At 67.8% G+C, this 20,835-nt stretch carries 19 protein-coding genes; 6 read left to right on the top strand and 13 right to left on the bottom strand.

The genetic code is table 11. The features are described from left to right. The first annotated feature begins 16 nt into the window (after nucleotides 1-16). The gene (locus tag CJ022_RS11230; protein ID WP_101926791.1) at nucleotides 17-859 is read left to right on the top strand and encodes an EcsC family protein; all 843 of its coding nucleotides are present in this window, start codon (nucleotides 17-19) and stop codon (nucleotides 857-859) included. A gap of 85 nt (nucleotides 860-944) precedes the next feature. On the opposite strand, the gene CJ022_RS11225 is transcribed toward CJ022_RS11230, so the two are convergent. Beyond that, nucleotides 945-2,291 carry a hypothetical protein gene (locus CJ022_RS11225; protein ID WP_143703943.1) on the bottom strand — a complete coding sequence of 449 codons (1,347 nt, stop codon included), beginning with the start codon at nucleotides 2,289-2,291 and terminating at the stop codon, nucleotides 945-947. Between the two features lie 721 nt (nucleotides 2,292-3,012). Between CJ022_RS11225 and CJ022_RS11220 the strand changes: the two genes are divergently transcribed. Beyond that, a complete protein-coding gene (locus CJ022_RS11220; RefSeq protein WP_101926742.1) occupies nucleotides 3,013-3,534 on the top strand; it encodes a hypothetical protein in 522 nt (173 codons plus the stop codon). 170 nt (nucleotides 3,535-3,704) lie between these two features. On the opposite strand, the gene CJ022_RS11215 is transcribed toward CJ022_RS11220, so the two are convergent. From CJ022_RS11215 to CJ022_RS11185, 7 genes are all read right to left on the bottom strand, one after another. Further along, the gene (locus tag CJ022_RS11215) at nucleotides 3,705-4,211 is read right to left on the bottom strand and encodes a gluconokinase (protein ID WP_101926741.1); all 507 of its coding nucleotides are present in this window, start codon (nucleotides 4,209-4,211) and stop codon (nucleotides 3,705-3,707) included. Then, entirely contained in the window at nucleotides 4,208-6,580 is a 2,373-nt protein-coding gene (locus tag CJ022_RS11210; protein WP_101926740.1) for a GH36-type glycosyl hydrolase domain-containing protein, read from the bottom strand. Before CJ022_RS11210 ends, CJ022_RS11215 begins: the two co-directional genes overlap by 4 nt. Beyond that, nucleotides 6,577-7,953 carry an MFS transporter gene (locus tag CJ022_RS11205; RefSeq protein WP_101926739.1) on the bottom strand — a complete coding sequence of 459 codons (1,377 nt, stop codon included), beginning with the start codon at nucleotides 7,951-7,953 and terminating at the stop codon, nucleotides 6,577-6,579. The genes CJ022_RS11210 and CJ022_RS11205 overlap by 4 nt, the downstream gene beginning before the upstream one ends. A 154-nt stretch (nucleotides 7,954-8,107) precedes the next feature. Then, nucleotides 8,108-8,896 (bottom strand): alpha/beta fold hydrolase, encoded by a 789-nt coding sequence (locus tag CJ022_RS11200; RefSeq protein ID WP_101926738.1) that lies wholly within the window; start codon nucleotides 8,894-8,896, stop codon nucleotides 8,108-8,110. A 50-nt stretch (nucleotides 8,897-8,946) separates the two neighbouring features. Then, complete coding sequence (locus CJ022_RS11195; RefSeq protein ID WP_101926737.1) at nucleotides 8,947-10,560, bottom strand: GMC family oxidoreductase; 1,614 nt, start codon at nucleotides 10,558-10,560, stop codon at nucleotides 8,947-8,949. 160 nt (nucleotides 10,561-10,720) lie between these two features. After that, nucleotides 10,721-11,635 carry an AraC family transcriptional regulator gene (locus CJ022_RS11190; protein ID WP_101926736.1) on the bottom strand — a complete coding sequence of 305 codons (915 nt, stop codon included), beginning with the start codon at nucleotides 11,633-11,635 and terminating at the stop codon, nucleotides 10,721-10,723. Nucleotides 11,636-11,685: 50 nt separating this feature from the next. Further along, nucleotides 11,686-12,012: a nuclear transport factor 2 family protein gene (locus CJ022_RS11185; RefSeq protein WP_101926735.1), complete on the bottom strand. Its 327-nt coding sequence runs from the start codon at nucleotides 12,010-12,012 to the stop codon at nucleotides 11,686-11,688. A gap of 87 nt (nucleotides 12,013-12,099) precedes the next feature. Between CJ022_RS11185 and CJ022_RS11180 the strand changes: the two genes are divergently transcribed. Then, on the top strand, nucleotides 12,100-12,468 hold the full coding sequence (locus CJ022_RS11180; RefSeq protein ID WP_101926734.1) for a winged helix-turn-helix transcriptional regulator: 369 nt from the start codon (nucleotides 12,100-12,102) through the stop codon (nucleotides 12,466-12,468). Nucleotides 12,469-12,533: 65 nt separating this feature from the next. On the opposite strand, the gene CJ022_RS11175 is transcribed toward CJ022_RS11180, so the two are convergent. The 3 genes from CJ022_RS11175 to CJ022_RS11170 all read right to left on the bottom strand — a co-directional run bounded on the left by CJ022_RS11175 (nucleotide 12,534) and on the right by CJ022_RS11170 (nucleotide 15,044). Continuing rightward, complete coding sequence (locus tag CJ022_RS11175; RefSeq protein ID WP_101926733.1) at nucleotides 12,534-13,043, bottom strand: hypothetical protein; 510 nt, start codon at nucleotides 13,041-13,043, stop codon at nucleotides 12,534-12,536. Between the two features lie 358 nt (nucleotides 13,044-13,401). Then, a complete protein-coding gene (locus tag CJ022_RS16780) occupies nucleotides 13,402-13,857 on the bottom strand; it encodes a hypothetical protein (RefSeq protein WP_143703942.1) in 456 nt (151 codons plus the stop codon). A 353-nt stretch (nucleotides 13,858-14,210) separates the two neighbouring features. Next, nucleotides 14,211-15,044, bottom strand: coding sequence for a helix-turn-helix transcriptional regulator (locus CJ022_RS11170; RefSeq protein WP_101926732.1), 834 nt, complete (start codon nucleotides 15,042-15,044; stop codon nucleotides 14,211-14,213). 79 nt (nucleotides 15,045-15,123) lie between these two features. Here CJ022_RS11170 and CJ022_RS11165 point away from each other — a divergent pair, with 79 nt between their 5' ends. Further along, entirely contained in the window at nucleotides 15,124-16,035 is a 912-nt protein-coding gene (locus tag CJ022_RS11165) for an SDR family oxidoreductase (RefSeq protein WP_101926731.1), read from the top strand. 82 nt (nucleotides 16,036-16,117) lie between these two features. Here the strand turns inward: CJ022_RS11165 and CJ022_RS11160 are convergent, their stop codons facing one another. Next, a complete protein-coding gene (locus CJ022_RS11160) occupies nucleotides 16,118-17,200 on the bottom strand; it encodes a DUF1615 domain-containing protein (protein WP_101926730.1) in 1,083 nt (360 codons plus the stop codon). A 119-nt stretch (nucleotides 17,201-17,319) separates the two neighbouring features. On the opposite strand from CJ022_RS11160, the gene CJ022_RS11155 reads away from it, so the two are divergent. Continuing rightward, nucleotides 17,320-17,868: a YdeI/OmpD-associated family protein gene (locus CJ022_RS11155; RefSeq protein ID WP_101926729.1), complete on the top strand. Its 549-nt coding sequence runs from the start codon at nucleotides 17,320-17,322 to the stop codon at nucleotides 17,866-17,868. Nucleotides 17,869-17,991: 123 nt separating this feature from the next. After that, nucleotides 17,992-18,864 carry a hypothetical protein gene (locus CJ022_RS11150; protein WP_101926728.1) on the top strand — a complete coding sequence of 291 codons (873 nt, stop codon included), beginning with the start codon at nucleotides 17,992-17,994 and terminating at the stop codon, nucleotides 18,862-18,864. An 83-nt stretch (nucleotides 18,865-18,947) separates the two neighbouring features. On the opposite strand, the gene CJ022_RS11145 is transcribed toward CJ022_RS11150, so the two are convergent. Beyond that, the gene (locus CJ022_RS11145) at nucleotides 18,948-20,609 is read right to left on the bottom strand and encodes a serine hydrolase (protein WP_143703941.1); all 1,662 of its coding nucleotides are present in this window, start codon (nucleotides 20,607-20,609) and stop codon (nucleotides 18,948-18,950) included. Between the last annotated feature and the right edge of the window lie 226 nt (nucleotides 20,610-20,835).

Here is a 20,835-nt window from a genome sequence, read left to right as displayed (position 1 = left end):
CGTCCGAGAGCAAGAAATGATCACCAAGGGTTCGCAGGACTACAAAGATTTGCAGAAGGCAGTTGATCTGCTTGAGTCGCCATCTCTCACTGCCCAGATTTCCAATCTCATAGGCACGCCTGTTGAAGGCGCTATCAAGATGCTGCCTAAGATGATGAAGAGGCCTTTGGACTTGGCTGTCAAAGCTGCGTTCAACAAGGCTGTTGAAGGCGCACTTTTGACGATCAAGAACGAGCCTGGCACTGAGGCCTCGACAGGCTTCAACAAGCTGTTGGCGGCGACCTCCGGCGGTATTGGAGGCGCTTTCGGCCTGCCGGGCTTGCTGGTAGATCTGCCAGTTTCCACAACAATCATGATGCGAGCTGTGGTGGACATTGCCCGCAGCGAGAACTTCGACCTGGATGACTTCGAGACCAAACGCGCATGTATCGAGGTCTTCTCGATGGGCGGAGGCTCTTCAACGGATGATGCCGCGGAGACGGGCTATTACATGACCCGTAGCTTCTTGAACAGCTTTACAGGCGCGGTAGGCAAGAGCCTGGCTGACATTGCTGTCAAGTCGGGCAAGAAGGCTGGTACCCGCGCGTTGTCCAAGGCCGCGGAGAAGCAAGCGAGCACCATGCTCGCAAAGCTCATCGAAAAGGTCGCAGCACGCTTCGGGATAGTGATCTCACAGAAGTTTGCGGCTCAGGCGGTGCCAATCATTGGCGCAGTGTCTGGCGCTGCGATCAACACGCTTTTCACTGACTTCTACCAGGACATGGCGCGAGGCCATTTCACCGTCCTGCGTCTGGAAGAAAAGTACGGCAAGGATGTCGTCCAAGCTCAGTACGAGAAGATTGCTGGCATCAAAAAGTAAGCACCGCGTCGGTTGACGCTGTGTTTGGTCTGGGGGCATGCCGCAATCACGGCTGCCCCCGGCCTTGAGGGTCGACGCGCCTCTTCTACTCTGCAGTCTTACGAAAGCCGCTGGCTTCAACGATTGGAGCTACTAGCGCATCGAAATCTGCATCGAAGCCGCCCACACCGTGGTAATCCACGTCTGGGAACCGATCCTGCAGCTCGTGTGTAAACGCCATGCCACCGTACTTGGCGTCATTGGACGCTCCAATCACCTCTTCCATGGGATGGGTCTTTACAGCACCGCAAAAGTGCTGGGCCGTCTCGAAGCTCATCACTCGATATGGGACCTCATCCAGGAGGTCTAAGGATAGGCGCGCAGCGCCAAGTTGCTCAACAACCAATTCGTACAGCAGATCGAACGTCAGATCACTAAAAATGAGCCAGTCTTCGAGCGTGATGACCAAGTTGAAATGCTGACGCTCAGTGATGCCGGGTTGGCTGCCATGCTGTCGAGATCGCTGGATGTTTCCGTAGTTCTGAACGATGGCCTCGGCCAACTTGGCAAGCTCTTTCCTCAGGGCTTGGACGTTGTCTGCGACACGTCCTGACATCGACATTCGTTTGGCTTTGCACTCGACATGGGCATCGTAGTTGCCCTTGCGAATGATCCAGTCAGACCCGTCGTACCGGTACTTGCCGATGATCAGAGCTTCCGGCTTGAAGACTTCGCACTCAGGCGCCAGGCTTCTGAGCATGCGACCGATGAGACCATCTACGGCTTCACCAAAGGCGTTATCGAAGCCTTGTGCGTTGACCAGATCGTAATACAGGCCTTCCACCACGCGCTTTTCCAATGCGGCCGGAACAGGGCAGAACGCGCGCTCAGGGTGGTTGGGATCCAGCGAGATCATTGGCTTGTAATGGAAGACGTTGAACGCGTACTCCCATTGATCGTCCAACCGCTGTACCTCAATCGCTTTGTTTCGCATTTCCTTGCGTTGACCCACGATCAGATCAAAGAAGCGTTTGGTCTGCTCTGGATCCAGCCCAACGATTGTGTAATCCGTTCTTAGGTTGTTGTGCGGACGGGAAAGCGAACCGGCAATGACAGCGAACGCCATGAGGAAGTACGCATCCACGCCGATGCCTAGGTTTCTCTCAAACACCTCGCGGATTGCCGGTGTGCGGTACAGCGCCAGATGACGGCCCATCTTCGGGCTCGTCAACAAGCTAAAACGTGGGAACTGTTGCTGAGCCAACCGATGAAGGGTCAACCGGACTCCACCCCCGGCATGCGGATCAAACGACTTATCGCCGAAGTCCCTCAAGGCGTTGACTGCGTCCGCCAAATCGTCCCAACGGGAAAGCGATTTGATCTGCTTTGTGTCCCAATGATCGGCATGCAGCAATAGTTCGCGTACAAGCAGATCAACCTTGTGAGGGAACAAGGTCTGCGGGAGGCGGTCCCAGTAGCCCGGTCTACCGTAGGTATAGCTACTCGGTAGCGGCACATTCTGCGATACAAGCCGTGAATAATGCCAGATGTGAGGAAGCGACTCTTCTAGCGAGAACTGCCGTAGGACGGAGCGAACGACACCATAGTTGGCGGGCAAAGCGGCATCCTCGCTCAATTTTCGTCGATAACGGTGTCGGATTCACTTCTGGAGCTAACAGTTTCCGCCACGTTAGTCGGCTTGGACCGATGACTGACAAGCCGCCCAGGCTATAGGAGAGAACAGGCGCGAGATAATGGTGCCAGGTTCACTTACAGCAGGGTAACGGGGTCAGGTTCACTTCTAGCGGCCGCAGGATAACGGTGCCAAGTTCACTTCCCAGACCATCAGGTCAACCGTGCGCACACGGCGTGAACTAACGCGGCGTGAACTAACGGTGTCAGGTTCACTTCCCATGCTGCGTCGCGCTGTAGGCCAAATTTTTCTGAACTCAGACTGCAGAACCGCGTTCCGATTGACAGCCTACGGCTTCAGTTTCTTATGGCGGACATCAGGTTGGCGCTCGCTTCCAGCTTCAACTGAAGCCCCTTGGCCGACATCCCGATAGAACGCGATCACGTCCCGAGGTAGGTTCCGAGGCGAACAGCTGCTCGGTGCGACGGCTGGACCCGGATACATCGGCCATGACGGCTACACGACGATCAAGGAGCGATCGATGAATTATTTGAAGCACCCGATTCGCAGCACCGTGGGCGTCCTGGCGATGGCGGCGCTTGTCGCCTGCGGCGGCGGACCATCGAAAGAGGCGGAGGCGCAGTACCTGACGCTGGAGATCGATGGAACGCCAATGACGTTCAACGCCGCCGTGAGTGCGAACGATCCGCCGTCCGAGCCCACCGTGCACTTCGTGACGGTCGGCGGCAGCCAGACGCCCGACTGGAGCGGGTCGAGCTTTTCCTTCCAGCTTGTCTCGCCGGGTGTCGAGCTGGGCACCTATGACGGCGAACGCGATGAGCTGCACGGCACGTATTACGCCAGCAACGGGCGCGGGCAGACGACCACCTACATGGCGGCCGGCGCCCCAGGCACGCGCTTCGGGATGACGCTGACCCGGCTGGATGCAGACGGCGTGGCGGGCACGTTCTCCGGCGTGCTCAAGGAGCATGGCGCCGCTGATGATGCGCCGCGCTTGCATGTGACCAACGGTCGGTTCTCGGCCCGCTACAACGGCCGCTGACCTGGATGGGCGCTTTCGCCTGCAGGTCGCCCAGGCGCCCGCATGCAGCGGTGCCAGGCGCATCCGGGTCGTGACCTCAGCGATACCGGTTGCAGATTCACTGCCCAGCCCATGAGGTTGACCGTTCCCCCGCAACGGACCGGTACTTCCTCCAGCCCGCAGCTGGAAGCTCACACGCAAACCGCGAGCGCATCGCGCAGCACCTCGGCCGGCGGTCGATCGATCGCCAGCGTCACGACGTCGTCTTCGCCGGCCGGCATCTCCAGCGCCTCGAACTGGCTGTCGAGCAGCGACGCCGGCATGTAGTGCCCGCTGCGGGCCTGCATGCGCGTCGCGATCAGGGGCTTGTCCCCCTGCAGGAAGAGGAAGCGCAGCGACAGGCCGGCATCACGCAGCCGGTCGCGATGGCGACGGCGCAGGCCGGAGAACGCGAGCACCACGCGCTCGCCGGCCGCCACCCGCGTCATCAGCTCGGTCGCGATGCGCGCCACCCAGGGGTCGCGCATGGCGTCGGTGAGCGGCAGGCCCGCGGCCATGCGGGCCCGGGCGGCATCGTCGTGGATGTCGTCGGCATCGAGGAAGGTCGCGTGCCAGGCCTCCGCCAGCAGGCGTGCCAGCGTGGTCTTGCCGCTGCCCGAGACGCCCATGACGATCACCACCTGCGGCGTGGCCGTCATTCCGGCAACTCCACGTCGATGCGATGCCGGCCACCGGCGACGATGCCGCGCAGCAGCGGCGCGTCGAGCACGTGCCCGTCGGCGCGCACGCGCATGGCCGTCAGGCCGGGCACGCGCCGCACCTGCAGTGTGATCTCGGCGCCGCGGAAGCGGCGCACCACGGAAGCCCCGGACCAGTGCGACGGCAGCTGCGGCGCGATGCGCAGCGCGTCGCCTTCGCCGCGCAAGCCGAACAGGCCTTCGATCAGGCAGCGATACAGCCACGCCGCGGTGCCGGTATTGAACAGCTGGCTGGAACGCCCCGCGGTGCGCGGATGGCCGCGCCAGTCGCCGCGGTAGTAGTTGGGCACGAACACCGGCAGCTGGCCGCGCTGCAGCAGATCGTCGGCATCGGGCCCGGGCAGCATGGCGCGCAGCACGCGCCAGGCGCGGTCGGCGTCGCCCACTTCATACAGCGCGTGCAGGTAGAACGCGGCGGCGTGGTTGTAGACCGAGCCGTTTTCGGCCGAGCCCGGGAATTTCTGGGTGAGGCGGCCCACGTCGTCGCGCATGCCGGTGTAGGGCGGATCGAGCATCGCCACGCCGTACGGGGAGACCAGCTGCGCTTCCACCGCTGCCAGTAGTTGTTCGCGACGCGTGGCATCGGCCGCGCCCGAGAGCATCGCCCAGCTCTGCGGGTTGAGGTAGATGCGGCCCTCGGTGTCGCGCTGCACGCCGAAGGTCACGTCGTCGTCGGTGATGCCGCGCGCGTACCAGTCGCCATCCCACAGGTGTAGGTTCGCGGCGTCGTTGCAGGCCTGCGCGCCCTGCACGAAGACCGCGGCCGCAGCACTGCCGGCATGGCGCGTGCGCATGCCGGCCCACAGCCGCAGGGCATGCGCGGTCGCCAGGGTCAGCCAGCCCGATACGCCGCGGCCCTTGTAGCCGACCATGTTCATCGGATCGCACCAGTCGCCCTGGGCGATGTAGCCCAGCCCGCGCGCATCGCGCGCCGCCAGCAGCCAGTGCATCGCCTTGTCCACGCGCGCGGCCACGCTGGCGACCTGGCCGTCGGCATCGGTGACCGGCACGTCGAGCAGGGCGTCGTCGCCGGTCTCGTCGAGGTAGGCCTGCAGGAATACCGGCAGCCAGACGCAGTGGTCGGTGTGCGGCACCTGGTTGATGTATTTCAGCTGCGCGCCGTCAACGAGCAGGATGCCGTCGGGCATCGCGCCGCTGGGCGCCTGCTGCGACAGCGCGCGCAGGAACGCGGTGCGCGCGGTCGCCGGCTGCAGGTAGGCCATGCCCATGTGGTCCTGCAGCAGGTTGCGCGTCTGCGGGTCGGTGGTCAGGCGGTTGACGTCGCCGTGGTAGTACACCTGCCGCGGCAGCCAGTGGTTGGCGAAGGCGTCGAGCCATGCATCGGGGGTGCGGATGTCGACGCAGCCGCGCCCGCCGGCCAGGTAATCCGCATACGCCGCCGCGGCCGCTTCGAAGCCACCGGGGACGAGATAGGTCGCACGCAGCGCGTGGATCTGCGCGTCGTCGCGCGCGGGGCCGAACACGAAGCGCTCTTCATGTGCGTCGTCATCGGCCAGCACCAAGCGGTACTGCAGCGCCGCGGTGGGCATTTCGTAATCGGCATCGCGGCCGCCCAGCAGTGGTGCATCCGTGATCGCCGACGGCGCATGCAGCCCACCCTCGCCTTCGAACGCGGCCTGGCGCGCGTCCCAGGCGTCGGGCGCGTTGGCATGCAGCAGCACCGTGCGGTCCATGAAGTCGCGCTGGACGAAGTAGTCGGCCACCTTCTGGTAGGGCGTGACGCTGTTGCAGACGATGCCACCCAGATCCTCGCGCCAGGTCGCGGACTGGTTCATCCACGACATGTAGCCGACCGGGAAATAGGGATACAGGCTGAGTCGTCGCGTCCTGCCCGAGTTGTTGCGCACGCGCAGCCTCCACAGCTCGGCGACATCGTCGACCGGCAGCGTCAGCTGCCACTCGAAGGCGAGGCCATCGCGTTCGATGCGCCAGATGAGCGTGTCCGGCGCCGCCTCGAACGCGAAGGCATCCGCGGGTGCACGCGCGGGTTCATGCGGCAGCGAAAACAGCGTGCCGTCGTCCTCGTCCTTGACGTAGCAGAAGCGGCCCGGATGGTGCGCGTAGACCGGCTGCTCGGGCTGCATGAAACTGCGCGCCTCGAGCGTCGGCGCATGCGCGTACTTCGCCGGTTCGGGTTGCATGAACTGCGCGGTGGCGAAACCGCGGCAGGTGGCCTGCACCATCATCCGCCGGTTCCACAGGAACGACGAGGCGTGCGGCATCGCGGTCGGACTGTCGATGGTGAACCTGCGGCCGTCGTCGCTGAAGCCGTACTGCAGCGTGCTCATGCGCGTGCCGCCCTGCGCGCATCCAGCGCATCCTGCACGTCGGCCATCGTCGACGCATCGACCGGGTAGGCCCGCATCACCACGGCCGCGAAGAACGCGACGACTCCGGGGATCACGGTCAGCAGCAGCGCGATGCCGAGCTGCGAGGCATCGGACTGCGCCTCGTTGGCGACGTAGCCCATCGCCGCGAGCATCCAGCCGATCACCGCCGCCGCCAGCGCGCCGCCGAGCTTCTGCGAGAACGTGGCGGCCGAGAACGTCAGCGCGGTGGCGCGGCGCCCGGTCTTCCATTCGGTGTAGTCGGCGCAGTCGGCATACATCGAGAACGCCAATGGCGATTTCGGCCCCAGCGCCAGGCCGACCAGCGTGTTGAGCAGGAACAGCAGCCAGATCGCATCGCGCGGCACCAGGAACATCGCGCAGCTGAGCACGCCCACGGCCGCCATCAGCCACACCATCAGCCGTTTCTTGTCGACGAAACGCGTCATCACCGGCGTGAGCGCGGCGCCCGCCGCCAGCGCCAGCGAATAGCTGCCGAGGAACCAGCCGGTCAGGTCGGGTCGCTCGAGGTAGTACTTGAGGTAGTACACGGTGGCGCCGCTGCGCATGACGATGGTGACCATGATCACCAGCGCCAGCACGAACAGCACCATCCACGGCCGGTTGTCGAGCAGGTCGCGCAGGTCCTGGCGCACGTCGCTGCGCTGCTGCGGCGGCGGCGCGATGCGCTCGCGCGTGCTGAAGAACACCGTCGCGAACAGCAGCGACGCCACCACCCCGTACAACCCCAGCGTGAGCTGCCAGCCCAGGGCCTCGTCGCCGCCACCGAACCAGCGCACCAGGTCGAGCGTGCACGCATTGACGACCGTGGTACCGGCGAACGCGGCGATGAAGCGGAAGCTGATCAGCGTGGTGCGTTGCTGGCTGTCGTTGGTCATCACCGCCGACAGCGCCGAGTACGGCGTGCTGAGCACGGTGTAGGCCAGCATCATCAGGCTGAAGGTCAGGTAGGCCCACACCAGCCGGCCGGTGTCGCCGAGGTCGGGTACGGTCCAGGTCAGCACCCCGGTGAACGCCAGCGGCAACGCACCCCACAGCAGGTAGGGCCGGAAGCGGCCGAAGCGCGTGCGGGTGCGGTCGGCGATGGCGCCCATCAGCGGATCGGTGACCGCGTCGAGCACCCGCGTGACGAGGATCATCGTGCCCACCGCCGCGGCCGCCAGGCCCATCACGTCGGTGTAGAAGATCAGCAGGAACGCGGCGATGTTGGCCCAGTAGAGATTGAAGCCGAAATCGCCGATGCCGTAGCCCACCTGCTCGCGCAGGCGCAGGCGTGTCCGCGGCCCCGTGCCGCCGGGATGTCGAATCTGCATGCGCCCTCCGCGTCCTGTCGCCAGGCGGATGCGTGGCGTTCGCAGGGCGGCGGCGCCCTGCGCTGACAACGCGGTCGACTATCCCGTAAAGGTGGGGCCCGGACAACCGCGCCTACCGCACGGCCGCGCAGCGACGCGCGGCGATGCGTGGGCGTCAGCGCGCCTGGGCCGCCTGGCGTGCCGCGCGGTCGATGACGTCGGCTACCACGCCTGGCTGGGTGGCATACAGCGCGTGGCTGGCCGACACGTTGGTGACCTCGGCACCGATGCGCCTGGCCATGTGCTGCAGCATGGCCTGGTCGAACGCCTTGTCCTCGGTCGCGATCACCGCCCAGCTCGGCTTGCTGCGCCAGGCGGCATGCTGCAGCGGCGTGGCGAAGGCGCTCATGTGGATCGGCACCTGCGCGTCGGCCATGAACGCGGCATCCGCGTCGCTGGCATCGTGGGCGAAGCCGGCCTTGAATCCCGCGCGGTCGAGGAATCCGTAGCCGTCGGGCCGGGTGTCGATGACGAATTCGGGCTGCGGCTCGAAGCCCTCGTACTGCTGCGCGGTGGTCTCCCCGGCATCCGGCGACAGCGCGGAGACGTAGACCAGGCCGACCACCTGGTCGTGCAGGCCGGCCTCGGTGATCACGGTGCCGCCCCAGGAATGGCCGACGAGCACGGTGGGGCCGTCCTGGCGGTCGAGGACACGCCGGGTCGCGGCCACGTCGTCGGCCAGCGACGTCAGCGGGTTCTGCACGATGCTGACGCGGTAGCCGCGCTCGACCAGCAAATCGTAGACGCCGCGCCAGCCGGCGCCGTCGACGAAGGCGCCGTGCACCAGCACGACGTTGCGTGCCGCGTCTGCGGGCAATGGCGCGGCGGTGCGGGTTTCAGCCGTGGCGGTGGCGGCGGCGAGACTCAGGGCGCCGGCGAGCAGCGTGGGGAGTGCGAAGCGCATGGGGTGTTCCTCCGATCGACGTGGGACAGGGACGGGAGCGGGCGCCGGCATCAGATGCCGTGCGCCGCCTTGATGAGATCGGCCGCGCGTTCGCCGATGACGACGCACGGGGCCATGGTGTTGCCGCTCGGCATGTTGGGCAGCACCGAGGCGTCGGCGATGCGCAGGCGGTCGATGCCGTGCACGCGCAGCCGGCCGTCGACGACCGACATCGCATCGCGGCCCATCTTCGCGGTGCAGGCCTGGTGCCAGAACGTGATCGCCGCATCGCGGATGTAGCGCTCCAGCTCGACGCCGGCGAGCGGGCCCGGCATGGCTTCGCGTTTCAGCAGCGATTTGAAGGCCGGCGCATGGGCGATCTCCCGGGCGATCGCCACCGTCGCCTTCGCCGCGCGCAGGTCGTCCGGGTGCGACAGCGTGTTGGCCTGGATGCGGATGCGGTCGTGCGGATCCGCGCCGGTCAGGTGCAGCGTGCCGCGGCTCTTGGGATGCGACAGGCCGGCGAACGTCATCCAGCCGTGCTCGGGGACGCCGCGATGCGCGGTTTCCGGCGTCGGCACCGGGAACTCGAGCTGGCACTGGAAGATGTCGGGCAGGCGCAGCGCGGGATCGGTCTTCCAGTACAGCGTGGATTCCGAGCCGCCATGGCCGACGACCAGCGGCCGGGTGGATTCGAACAGGCAGCCGAAGGCGACGTGGTCCTGGTGGTTGCGGCCCACGCCCGGCAGGTGATGCACGACCGGGATGCCGTGCGGCCGCAGTTCCTCTTCCGGGCCGATGCCGGACTGCAGCAGCACGCGCGGCGTGTTGATCGCGCCCATCGACAGCACGACTTCGCGGTCGGCCATGAACGTCTCGCGGCGGTCGCCGACGATGGCCTCCACGCCGACCACGGCGCGGCCTGCGAACAGCAGCCGCGCGACGTGCGCACGGGTCAGCACGGTGAGGTTGGCCTGGTGGCGCCGGGGCCAGATGTAGGCGCGGTACATCGACGTGCGCTGCCCGGCCCGGATGATCAGGTCTTCGAGGGCGACGCCGCCGCGGCCTTCCATCATCGCGCCGTTGGGACTGGCGAAGACCGGCAGGCCGATCGACTCCGCGGCGGCCACCATCGCCACCGCCGCGGGCTGCGGATCGCGCGCGGGCTCGACATGCACCGGCCCGCCGCTGCCGCGGCGCTCGGGATCGGGCAGGCCGCGCCAGTCCTCGATGCGGCGGTAGACGTCGAGCACGGCGCGGTAGCCCCAGGCGTCGTCGTCCACCGCTTCGGCGATCTGGTCCCAGTCCTCCTGGTGGCCGCGCGCCCACACCATGACGTTGATGCTGGAACCGCCGCCGAGCACCTTGCCCATGTTGAGCGGGATGGCGCGGCCGTTGAGGTGCGGGTTGGGTTCGGCGACGAACCCCCAGTCGCGTTCGGAGCCGAGGTTGGCCGGCCACTGGCCGGGGACCTGCACCTCGGGCACGTCGTCGGTACCGCCGGCCTCGAGCAGCAGCACGCGGACATCGGGGTTCTCGGCGAGACGGCCGGCCAGCGCGCAGCCGGCGGGGCCGGCGCCGCAGACGATGAAGTCGTAATGCGCCGCGTCGCGTTCGCGGCTGTCGCGTGCGCGCGCTGTGGACGTGGGGCCGGCCGCCGGCGGGCGGTCGCTGTTGCTGTGCATGTGCTGCGTGCCTCGCACCTTGGGGGAGCCCATAGGCTGATGCAGCGGCGGCCGACGATCCTGCACGCGCGGGCCGTGCGTTGAACGATCGGGCCGCGCGCGTGCGGCGGGCCGTCGGGTGCGGATCACGCGATGCGTCGATGCGCGTTCGTGCGGGTGCCTAGCGCCGCTGCAGGCGCCGCCACGCGCCCGGGCTGAGGCCCACGCGCTGCTGGAACACGCGGGTGAAATGGCTCTGGTCGGCGAAGCCGCAGTCGAGTGCGACCTCGCCCAGCGACCGCCGTGCGTCGGCCAGCAGCGCCTTCGCCCGTTCGACACGCAGGCGCAGCAGCCTGGTCGCGCGGAACGCCCGCGTGAAGTGTCGGATCGACAGCTCGCAGGCGCCGGCCAGTTCGGCCAGGCTCACGCGGCCGCCAAGATGGGACGCCAGCAGGTCCTGCGCGCGCCGCGCCTGCCACGGCGCCAGCGCGCCGGGCTGCGTGGCGGGGCGCGCCCGCAGGCCGCCGTAGGTGTGGGCCACGTGCGAGGCCAGCGCCAGGGCGACGTGGTCGAGAAACAACTGGTTGGCCTGCGCCGGCAAGGCCAGGGCTGGGCGGATCGAGGAGAGCAGATCGCGCGCGACGGCATCGCGGAACGCCGCGCCGGTGTCGTGGCGCAGGTCGTCGATGCGCGCCGCGCCGGCGTCTTCGGCGATCGCCGCGAGCGAGGCCTGCGGCAGGTAGAGATCGACGGCGTGGAAGGCCGCGCGGCGCTCCGTGGCCAGGTTCTCGCGCAGGTCGAAAATGGCGACGTTGCCGGCGGCGAAGTCGCGCGGGCGGACCAGGCGACCGTCGGCGTAGAGGTCGAAATCGGTGCAGTCGCGCAGCTGCAGTGCGATCAGGAAGGCATCGTCGCGGACCGGCGCGGCCACGCCCGATGCGGCCTCGCCGCTGCCCAGTTCGAGGAAGGCCATGCCGGTGACGCCGGCGTCGCGCGTCGCCAGCACCGGCGCCTGCGGCAGGTCCATCGCGCGGGTCAGCCCGAGCACACCGGGCGGGTGCGCGGCGGTCTCGTGGCCGGTGGCGGAACGTTCCATCGCGCGAGCATCCGCTTCCGGCGTGCGCCCCGCAACGCGGGACGCCGCGCTCAGCCGATCCGCAGCGTGCGGATGCGATCGCCCGCCAGTTCGAACACGTGATCGACCGTCACCGGGCTGCCGGGGAAATTGCCGACGAGCTCGGCGGCGACGGTCAGGCGGTCGCCGTCGCGCTGGTGTTCCACCGGCGTGACCGAATAGTCGTACTTGCGCCGCGCCGCGCGCTTCCACGCCTGGATGTCGGCATGGCCGCGGTGCGTGCCGCCTTCGTCGTGCACGACGGCGTCGTCGGTGAAGCAGGCGCCGAGCGCGGCATCGTCGCCGCCGTTGCTGATGCGGAAGTAGTCGGCCACCACGGCGGGCAGGGAAGGGGGCATGTCCGTGTCCTTGCGTTTGTCTGCCCGGGATGGTGGTCATAGACTCGGGCCGCATCAAGAACGCACCGCAAGGTAAGGACCTCACCCATGGGTCAGGACCACACGCCTGAAACCGCTGCGCGCGACGTGGAGACGGTGCTGCGCCTGCTCGAGGGACGCTGGAAACTCGAGCTGCTGTTCCACCTGTTCGGTGGGCAGGTGCAACGCTATTCCGATCTCGAACGCCGGGTGCCCGGCATCTCGCAGAAGATGCTTGCCCAGCAGCTGCGCCAGCTGGAAGCCGACGGCCTGGTCACGCGCACGGTGTATCCGCAGGTGCCGCCGAAGGTCGACTACCGCCTCACGCCCTGGGGCCAGGCGTTGTGCCCCGCGCTGGACGCCATGCTGCACTGGTCGACGCAGCGCGCGACCTTGCCGGCGGACGCACCGTCGGATGCGGAGTCGGTCAGGCGCTGAGTGCAGCGGGCTTCTTTCAAACGGCATCCCTGCCGGGGGCTAGTGGTTCCAGATGGGCCGCTCGCTCAAGTGAATCCGGACGAGTCGTCTATGCCGTCAGCCAATGCGGCTTCGCTTTCACGGAAAATCGCGTCTTCGGTGCGAGAGAGACTGAAATCGCGCAGCGCGTCCAGCGCGGCGACGCGGGCCTCGGAGTCCGGCGCTGCATCGTTCGCGAGCAGCAGCAGCGCTTCCTTCATTTCCTGAGTGCGCACGTTCGACAGCGCGACCGCGGTCACCGCACCAAGGACGACCTGGGGACTGTCGTCGTACAGGCCGTCGCGCAGCAACGGAGCAATGCCATCGCCGCGATCCCACTGCGCCCAATGCACCAGCGCGGCTGCACGCAGTTCAGGCTGCCCCGTGTCATAAATCACCCGCAGCTCTTCCAACAGGGGCGCCAGGTCCTCGGTTGCCAACGGCGTCGGTTGCAGTGCGCCGAAGATCGCCGCCTTGGCAGCGGGTGACTGCTCCGACTTGAGCGCCGCGACCAGCGCATATCGGACCGACGCATCACGCAGGTTGGCGGAGGTCAAGGCCGTGACACACCCTGCATCGGGTGTGGCGGTGCGGCTGCCGGGACACGCCGAGTCCACCGTTTCTACCGAGGGACGCGCATCAGTTAGAGCAACAGCCTCGCCGCTCCGTGACGCGTACGTTGCGCTCCGGGAATCGGATGGGTTTTGGCGACGCTGCGGACTATCCGATGCTGCAGGAGCCTGTGCGGGAGTTTCGGCGCCAGAATCTATGGACCCGGCAAACCAGCCGATCGTTGTTCCAACGATGGCGGCGCCTGCACAGGCCAAGAAAACTGTCGGCCAAGAAGCGGAACGCGTCGCGGGCGACCTCTCGACGTGGCGATGTTCGTGAAGGGTGAGTTCCGCATCCATAGAGTCAGCCGCCGCAGAAACCTGCAAGCCGCGATGCAGTCACCCCGCCTGCATTCAGCCGTCGCTCGATACTTCCCGTTGCGTCTACGCAACGCCCTTGTCCGGGTAGCGACACTGCATTGGTCGAGTATTGCGTGACACCGCTCCATTGACGTCTCGGAATAGAGGCAGCTCCGGGACAGGTCCTGCCGTTGGCGCGGAACACCGCCTGCGTGCAGGTCTCGATCTGGACGCTGGTGGTGCGCCGTTTGCCCCATGTCTCGCCGCCGTGCACAACACGGGCGCAGTTTCTGCCATTCCCCGGGTTGTAGTAGAGCTGCAACTCGCCGAGACGTGCCCCATCGCCCCACAGCAATGGTTTGACCCCAATCAAATTGCCCGGGCAGGTCTCTGCACGGGCGTCGGTCGGAACGACGCAAGCGCCGACGATAAAGAGGACTGCAGCCAGATATCGATGCATTACGACGACCCCATGGATATATGACCTAGGAGCGTCACGGACAGAACATTAAGTCTGCATCGATGACGTGTTAAATCGCTACGGCATTTGTCGTGCTCTCGCAGGATTGAGTCGACCGGATCCCGGATGTTGCCAACGCACCACCGCTGCGCTTGGTCCACGTCACGGATTGCCGAGCAGGATGCCCGCTGGTTAGGTTGTGGCGGCGCTGTCAGCGGCGAGCGCCGCCAAGCTCGCCGCACATGACGAATTAACGCCGCACGCACCACTCCCATCGCTCCAGAACCGGTCGGCCAACCACGCGGTCGTCAGGTTCAAGCGCTCGGGCGAGCGCCTCAGATCTTCGCTCGACTTCAGCCGCAGAGCCGCCGCATCTTCGCCAGGTCGGCGTCGCCCGCCGGGTTGTAGATCATCAGCTTGAGGTCCGGACGGCCGTCGATCGCGAAGGACGAGAACTCGAACGTGATGTCGCCCACCGCGGCATGGCGGATCGTCTTCGCGCCTTCGCCGGTGGTGTGCACGTCGTTCTCGATCCACATGCGGGCGAAGTCGTCGCTCTTGCCGGACAACTCGGCCACGAGCGCCCCGGCACGCGCATCCTGGCCCGCGCGTGCGGTCTCGGCGCGGAACGTCGCCACGAGGAAGCGCGCCACCGCCGCCCAGTCGCGCTGCGCCGCGCGCGCGGCGGGGTCCAGGAACATCCGCCGCAGGACATTGCGCTCGCCGGGTGGCAGGGTCTCGTAATCCGTGAGTGCGAGCCGGGCCGCGCGATTCCAGCCGACGATGTCCCAGGTCGCGGTCGCGACGGTGGCCGGAATCATCGGCATCGCATCGAGCAGGCGCTGCAACCGGTGCGAGATGCCGTCGTGCGTCCGGGCCTGGGCCCGGGGCGCACTTCCGATCGCGACCAGGAACAGATGCTCGCGCTCGGCTTCGGTCAGCAGCAGCGCGTCCGCGAGACGGTCGAGCACGCGCGGCGACGGTGCGCCGCCGCGGCCCTGTTCGAGCCAGGTGTACCAGGTGGTGCTGATGTGGGCGCGCTGGGCGACTTCCTCGCGCCGGAGGCCCGGCGTGAGGCGGCGCCCGCCGAGCCCGAAGGCGGCGGGATCCAGCCGCTGGCGACGGTCCCGCAGAAAGGTACCGAGGCGGTTTGCGCCGTGCGCGGTCGCGAGGGGAGTAGCGTCCATACCAGGATAAGCCCACGTCTTTACCACCATGGAGTGTAGCGACACGCTTCGCCCGTCAACCACAGAGGGAGCGATCGTCATGCAGGTATTCGTCACTGGCGCCACCGGATTCGTGGGCTCGGCCGTCGTCCGCGAACTCGCTGCGCACGGGCACCGGGTCCTCGGCCTCGCGCGCTCCGACCACAGCGAACGTGCACTCGCCGCACTGGGCGCCGAGGCGCTGCGCGGCGACCTCGAAGCGCTCGACACGTTGCAGCTTGGTGCGGAACGCGCCGACGCGGTGCTGCATCTGGGCTTCGTGCACGATTTCGCGCGCTTCGGCGAGGCCTGCGCGATCGATCGGCGCGCGATCGACGCCCTGGGCGCGGCGATCGGCAGCACCGGTAAGCCGCTGATCGTGACCGCTGGCGTCGCCTCTCTCGATGCGGCGGGTCCTGTTGCGACCGAAGCCGACGCCGCCTTCCCGCCGACGGACGACTATCCACGGGCGTCCGAGGCCGCCGCCGCTGCGCTGTCGGCGCGCGGCATCGCGACGGGCGTGATGCGGCTGCCGCCGACCGTGCACGGCATGGGCGATCACGGCTTCGTGCCGACGCTGATCGACATCGCCCGGCGCACGGGCTGCTCCGCTTACATCGGCGCCGGCGACAACGTCTGGCCCACCGTGCACGTGCGCGATGCCGCGCGTGCGTTCCGGCTTGCCGTGGAACGTGGCCCGTATGCCGGAACCTGGCACGCGGTCGCCGAGCAGGGCGTCGCCTTCCGGAAGATCGCCGAGGCCATCGCGACCGGTCTCGATGTGCCGTGCGTGTCGCTGTCCGCGGACGAGGCGTGCGCGCATTTCGGCTGGATGTCCGGGTTCGCCGCGATCGATCAGCCCGCGTCGAGCGCGCACACGCGCGACATACTCGGCTGGGCTCCCGTCGAGCCCGATCTGCTGACCGACCTCGCGGCACCCGGCTATTTCACGCCGCGCGCCGACGCGTCCTGACCGTTCGACCGCACCGGCGCATCAGCGCTCGGGGGCAGGACGCGTACCGCCGAGTCGCGTGCCAGCGACGGCGCACGCGGCGTCACCGCCGCATGCACCGCTCCCAGCGTTCCTGCACCCGGTTCGCGAACCACGCGGTCGTCAGGGTGCGGGTGATCTTGGGGCTGTCCAGCACGATGCCCGGCAGCACGGCGCGCGGCAGCGGCGTGCCGGCGGCGGCATCGGCGAGTTCGAACACGCGCGCGTAGAGCCGGGTCTCTTCGAAGTCGAGTTCGCCGCCCTGTTCCAGTGCGCGGCGGATCTGTGCGTCGTCCATGCCGATGCGGCCGCCGAGTGCGCGCACGGCGCGTTCGGTGGCGCCGGGATTGTCGAGGTTCGCGCCCGGTAGCAGCAGGTCGCCGTCGAGCGCGAGCTCGATGCCGGAGGCTTCGGTCACGGCGTTCTGGAAGGCCGCATTGCGGCTGGCGTACCAGCCGGCGTTGAAATCGCCGAAGCGGTACAGCGGCGTGTCGTAAGTCGCGGGATACCCCAGCAGATGGGTCGTGCCGAAGTACAGGCCGCCGCGCCGGGTGAACACTTCCTGGCGGATGCCGCGCTCGACCGGATACGGATAGCCGCGCGCATGCGTTTCCGCGAAGTCGATGCGGACCTGCATCGGTCCGCCGGTGCGCACCGGATTGAGACCCGCGAACAGCCGGCCGCCCAGCGGCACGATGTCGATGAAGTCTTCGTAGAGTTCGCTGAGGTCGCGCTCGGTGCGCACGCGCTCGAGCCGTTGCGCGTAGGTGCGGCCGTCGGGCGAATCCAGCCGCAGCGCCGCATTGAGCAGAAAGCCCGGCACGTGCAGCGCATCGGCGCGGCGTTCGATCTCGGCGCGCGCGATCGTCGACAGCCCGGACACCGCGGGATCGGCGGTGTAGGTGCTCTCCTGCTCGGTGACGGCCAGCACCGCGCAGATGTGCTCGCTGCTGGGCGCGATGTCCTGCGCGGTGAGCGCGACGTAGACGTCGTTCGCCCAGCCCTGGCGGTCGTCCACGCCGGCCGGCAGCTTGCGCACGATCTCCGCACGCACGTCGTCCGGGCTGCGCTGCATCTGCAGCGGCGCCTGGGTGGCGCAACCGGTGAGCAGCGACAGCAGCAACAAGGACGCAAGGGAACGGGTCATGGCAGGCGCAACGCGGGGAACGGTGCGGCATCGTGCCATGTCGGGTCATGGCGGCAGGTTCACTTCCACGACGGCGCGTCGCATGCTCGGTGCTGGCTTCGCTCACCTGACCGCTCGCCATGCCTTCGACGCCCGCGCGCATCCGCTGCACCGCCCGACTCCAGCGCCCCGCTGCGCCGGCGGATGCGGATTGGCGCTTTCTCCTGGTGCCGGCCGTTGCCAGCGCCAGGCTGCCGTCGCGCGGCCTGGTCACCGTCGACGGCACCTTCGCTGGCCAGGCCTTCGTCGCGACGCTGCAACCCGACGGACAGGGCGGCCATTGGCTGCGGGTGCCGCGCGCGCTGTCCGATGCCGCGGACGTGGCGGTCGGCGACGCGGTCGCGCTCGTGTTCGCGCCGGTTGCCGAGGAACCCGAGCCCGTGGTCCCGGACGACGTGCGCGCGGCGCTGTCGGCCCATGCGGACGCTCACGCGCAGTGGACGACGCTGACGCCGGTGCAGCGACGCGACTGGATCCACTGGATCGTGTCCGGCAAGAAGGCCGACACGCGCACCAAACGCCTGGCGACGGCCTGCGACATGCTGGCCTCGGGCAAGCGCCGCGCCTGCTGCTTCGACCGCTCGGGTCTTTTCAGCAGATCGATGTCGGCGCCGGAGGCGGCCGACTAGGGTCTCGCCGTTCCGCGTCGCCCGATGGCGTCGGACGTCCGGCCGAATCTCCGCATCGCGATCGCTGCATCCATCGCGCGTGGTCGCGCGTAAGCGGGGCAGACTTTCGAAGGAGCACCTGCGATGCACGTCGTGATCCGGATTCTGCTGGTGTGCGTCGCCGCCGCGTGGCTCGCGGGCTGCGCGACCGGATTTCCCCGCGCGTCCGCGCCGTACGCAGGCAGCGACGGCCTCGACGGCGCCGCGCTGCTGGCGGGTAGCGTGGCGGCGCACGGCGGCGATCTGCGCACGCGCCAGGGCGACCTCAACTATGCGAGCGACGGCCGCTGGCAGTCGCTGATCCAGCGCATCCAGCCGGTGGTCACCGACGCCGGTTACCGGGTCACGGCCGAGGCGCGCTATGCGCCGTCGCAAGGCATCCATGCGATCCGCTACCAGGGGCCGAACGGCGTGAAGCACGTGCTGCGCACGCCCGGCGCGATCGCCGTGCACTACGACGGCGTGCCCGTGACGGATCCGGACATCCTGGCGGCGTCCGCAATGACGACCGATGCGTTCGAACTCTTCCACTTCGGCCCCTCGTTCCTGGCGGCGCGCGCCACGCGCGTGACCCGGCTGCCCGATGCGCGCGAGGCCGGCGCGGACTACAGGCGCGTGCTGGTCGAGATCGCGCCGGGCTTCGGCGAGGCCGCGCGCGACGAGGTGGTCGCGTGGATCGACCCGCAGACGCAGCTGCTGTACCGCGTGCACCTGACCTTGAACGGTTTCGCCACCACCCAGGGCGCGCACGTCGACACCACGCTGACCGATTACCGCGACCTCGGCGGCGTGCGCGTGCCGACGCGCTTCCACGAACGCGTCCGCGGCCCGCTGCGGATCGACGCGCACACCTGGTGGCTGACGGGACTGGACGCCGATCGCGGCTGGCAGGCGGACGACGTCGACGAGGGTCGCTTCACGGGTGCGGCGGCGCAGCCGGCGGACGAGCCGCGCTAGGCGCAGATCGCATTGCGGCACGTGTCATCGGATCGCGCGTCGACTACGTCCAGCAATCTGCACGGATCAGTGCATATGTCGGGTCAGAGCGAGCAGCTCCCGCCGGCGAAGCTGCGTATCGCAGCGAGTATTTCGCCCGAAAGCATCTCGGCGGCGACATCCTCATAATCCAGCGTCGGGCCGGAGCGGTTGTATTCGCTGAAGACGCCATAGACGTAGCCCTGCAGTACCACGCGCCCGTCGGTGCAGAAGGGGATCGCGATATAGCCGGCGGTGGCCTTCTTGTGGTTGTCGCCGTCGCTGCCGTTGCCGCGCTTGAGCACGCCGACGCAGTGCGCACGAAAGCGGCGTGGGAAATCGGCCGGTAACGGGTGCGCCTGCATGAGCGCGCCGCAACGGCGCTCGACGGCGGCGAGGATTTCCCCACTTCGTGCCAGGTTCCGAAACAGATCCCAATGTGTCGCGTCCAAGAATATCGATGCGCAGCGTTCGTAGAGATTGGCAAAGTCGAGCAGGGTCGCTTCGTTGCTCTTGCAGCCCGTCGGACCCAGGTGACGCGTGTGGGGCATCCCGAGCTGCTGCGCGGACGCGGCCACGTTGGCAGGCCCGAGGGCCTGCCGGACGGCCTCCGGCGTGATGTTGCTGGAATCCCGCATCGCGCGTTGCAGGGCGTCACGCAGGGTCCCCGACTGCCAGCCGGAAGCCGGGTCCCCGGGATCATCGAACGGGCATGAGCCCGTCGTGTGGTCCGGGACCGCGACCGTCGTGGCCAGCGTCAGGGGCGCGCCATCGAACTGCGCTCCGTCCTGTACGGCCCTGAGCGCATGGGCATGCACCAGCGCTTTGAGACAGCTGCACGGATCGAACACCACGTCCTCGTTGAAGGCCTCGATGACGCTGCCACCGGTTTTTCGCAGATAGAAGCCGAAGTAGCCGCCCTGCTGGCTGGCTTCGATCATGGCGCGCACGCGGCGGTGCCGCGTGGAATCCGTCGTCAGCCCGGTGCGCTCGCGCATCACGCACGCATAGCGGTCGCCGCCGCCCTCGCGGTAGACCGTGATATCCGACGGGAACGCGCCGTTGAACAGCGCGTTGCGCCGGATGTCGTCAGGCGTCTGGCCCCAGTACCACCAGCTGCGGTCCTGGTTCGGAAGATGGATCACCACCACGTAGCGCGTGCCCGCGGTCGTGGCGTAGCCCCTGAGCATGTGCAGCTGGCCGCCGGTCTCCCGCAGCAGCCGGGTGACATCGTGCGGATGCTGTCCGAAGTACCACGCATGCCGTTTGCCTCGGGCCGGCACCATGACGGCCGCGAACCAGAGCTGTCCGCCTTCTTCGTAGGCGCAGATGTCGACTGGCAGCGCGTCGTGGGCGGCGAGTCGCTGCCCCAGGTCCGACGCGGACAGCCCGAAGTACCACCAGTAGCCCTGGCCCGGCGCGCGACGCATCGCGACGGCCATCCGCATCCCGCCCGCGCTTCGATAACAGGTCAACGACACAGGGACGGCGCCGTGTTCCGTGAGACGGGCGCCGACAGCGGCGCCATCGAGTCCGAAATACCACCAGTAGGCGCCGCCCGGCCGGTTCGGCAATGCCACCGCGCTGAAGCGGAGCGCGTCAGCGCCGGGATGGACTTCCAGATCGGCGATGTGCGCGCCGTCGGCTTGCAGGGCCGTCCCGAGTGAATGCGCATCGATGCGCGTGTGCAACCACCAGCGGCCCCTGCATTCTTCGAACAACGCCATGTCATGCTCCTTCACGAAACCGCTGTGCACGCAGTCGGGCCCGGTCACTGGCCCCGCAGGCAGGAAACGCGCAGGTCGTGGAGGAGCGGCCACTCAAGGTGCAGGCGGCATGACGCAAGGACGAGTGCGATCCATGATTCGCGCTGACCCAACGTCTCAATTCCGGTCTTCGTCGCCGCGAGCTGCGTGCTGCGCGAGTCAATCGGCGTAGCCAGCCTCGCAACCG

Source organism: Luteimonas rhizosphaerae (assembly GCF_002849595.1).
GTDB classification, from domain to species: Bacteria; Pseudomonadota; Gammaproteobacteria; order Xanthomonadales; family Xanthomonadaceae; genus Luteimonas; species Luteimonas cellulosilyticus.
Note: the sequence above shows the minus strand (reverse complement) of the source record. Positions and strands in the feature narration are given on the sequence as shown.

What these genes read in the sequence shown, in the direction of transcription:
- CJ022_RS11230 (WP_101926791.1), top strand. Translation starts at nt 17, where the DNA reads ATGATCACCAAGGGTTCGCAGGACTACAAAGATTTGCAGAAGGCAGTT.
- CJ022_RS11220 (WP_101926742.1), top strand. Translation starts at nt 3,013, where the DNA reads ATGAATTATTTGAAGCACCCGATTCGCAGCACCGTGGGCGTCCTGGCG.
- CJ022_RS11215 (WP_101926741.1), bottom strand. Translation starts at nt 4,211, where the DNA reads ATGACGGCCACGCCGCAGGTGGTGATCGTCATGGGCGTCTCGGGCAGC.
- CJ022_RS11210 (WP_101926740.1), bottom strand. Translation starts at nt 6,580, where the DNA reads ATGAGCACGCTGCAGTACGGCTTCAGCGACGACGGCCGCAGGTTCACC.
- CJ022_RS11205 (WP_101926739.1), bottom strand. Translation starts at nt 7,953, where the DNA reads ATGCAGATTCGACATCCCGGCGGCACGGGGCCGCGGACACGCCTGCGC.
- CJ022_RS11200 (WP_101926738.1), bottom strand. Translation starts at nt 8,896, where the DNA reads ATGCGCTTCGCACTCCCCACGCTGCTCGCCGGCGCCCTGAGTCTCGCC.
- CJ022_RS11195 (WP_101926737.1), bottom strand. Translation starts at nt 10,560, where the DNA reads ATGCACAGCAACAGCGACCGCCCGCCGGCGGCCGGCCCCACGTCCACA.
- CJ022_RS11190 (WP_101926736.1), bottom strand. Translation starts at nt 11,635, where the DNA reads ATGGAACGTTCCGCCACCGGCCACGAGACCGCCGCGCACCCGCCCGGT.
- CJ022_RS11185 (WP_101926735.1), bottom strand. Translation starts at nt 12,012, where the DNA reads ATGCCCCCTTCCCTGCCCGCCGTGGTGGCCGACTACTTCCGCATCAGC.
- CJ022_RS11180 (WP_101926734.1), top strand. Translation starts at nt 12,100, where the DNA reads ATGGGTCAGGACCACACGCCTGAAACCGCTGCGCGCGACGTGGAGACG.
- CJ022_RS16780 (WP_143703942.1), bottom strand. Translation starts at nt 13,857, where the DNA reads ATGCATCGATATCTGGCTGCAGTCCTCTTTATCGTCGGCGCTTGCGTC.
- CJ022_RS11170 (WP_101926732.1), bottom strand. Translation starts at nt 15,044, where the DNA reads ATGGACGCTACTCCCCTCGCGACCGCGCACGGCGCAAACCGCCTCGGT.
- CJ022_RS11165 (WP_101926731.1), top strand. Translation starts at nt 15,124, where the DNA reads ATGCAGGTATTCGTCACTGGCGCCACCGGATTCGTGGGCTCGGCCGTC.
- CJ022_RS11160 (WP_101926730.1), bottom strand. Translation starts at nt 17,200, where the DNA reads ATGACCCGTTCCCTTGCGTCCTTGTTGCTGCTGTCGCTGCTCACCGGT.
- CJ022_RS11155 (WP_101926729.1), top strand. Translation starts at nt 17,320, where the DNA reads ATGCCTTCGACGCCCGCGCGCATCCGCTGCACCGCCCGACTCCAGCGC.
- CJ022_RS11150 (WP_101926728.1), top strand. Translation starts at nt 17,992, where the DNA reads ATGCACGTCGTGATCCGGATTCTGCTGGTGTGCGTCGCCGCCGCGTGG.
- CJ022_RS11145 (WP_143703941.1), bottom strand. Translation starts at nt 20,609, where the DNA reads ATGGCGTTGTTCGAAGAATGCAGGGGCCGCTGGTGGTTGCACACGCGC.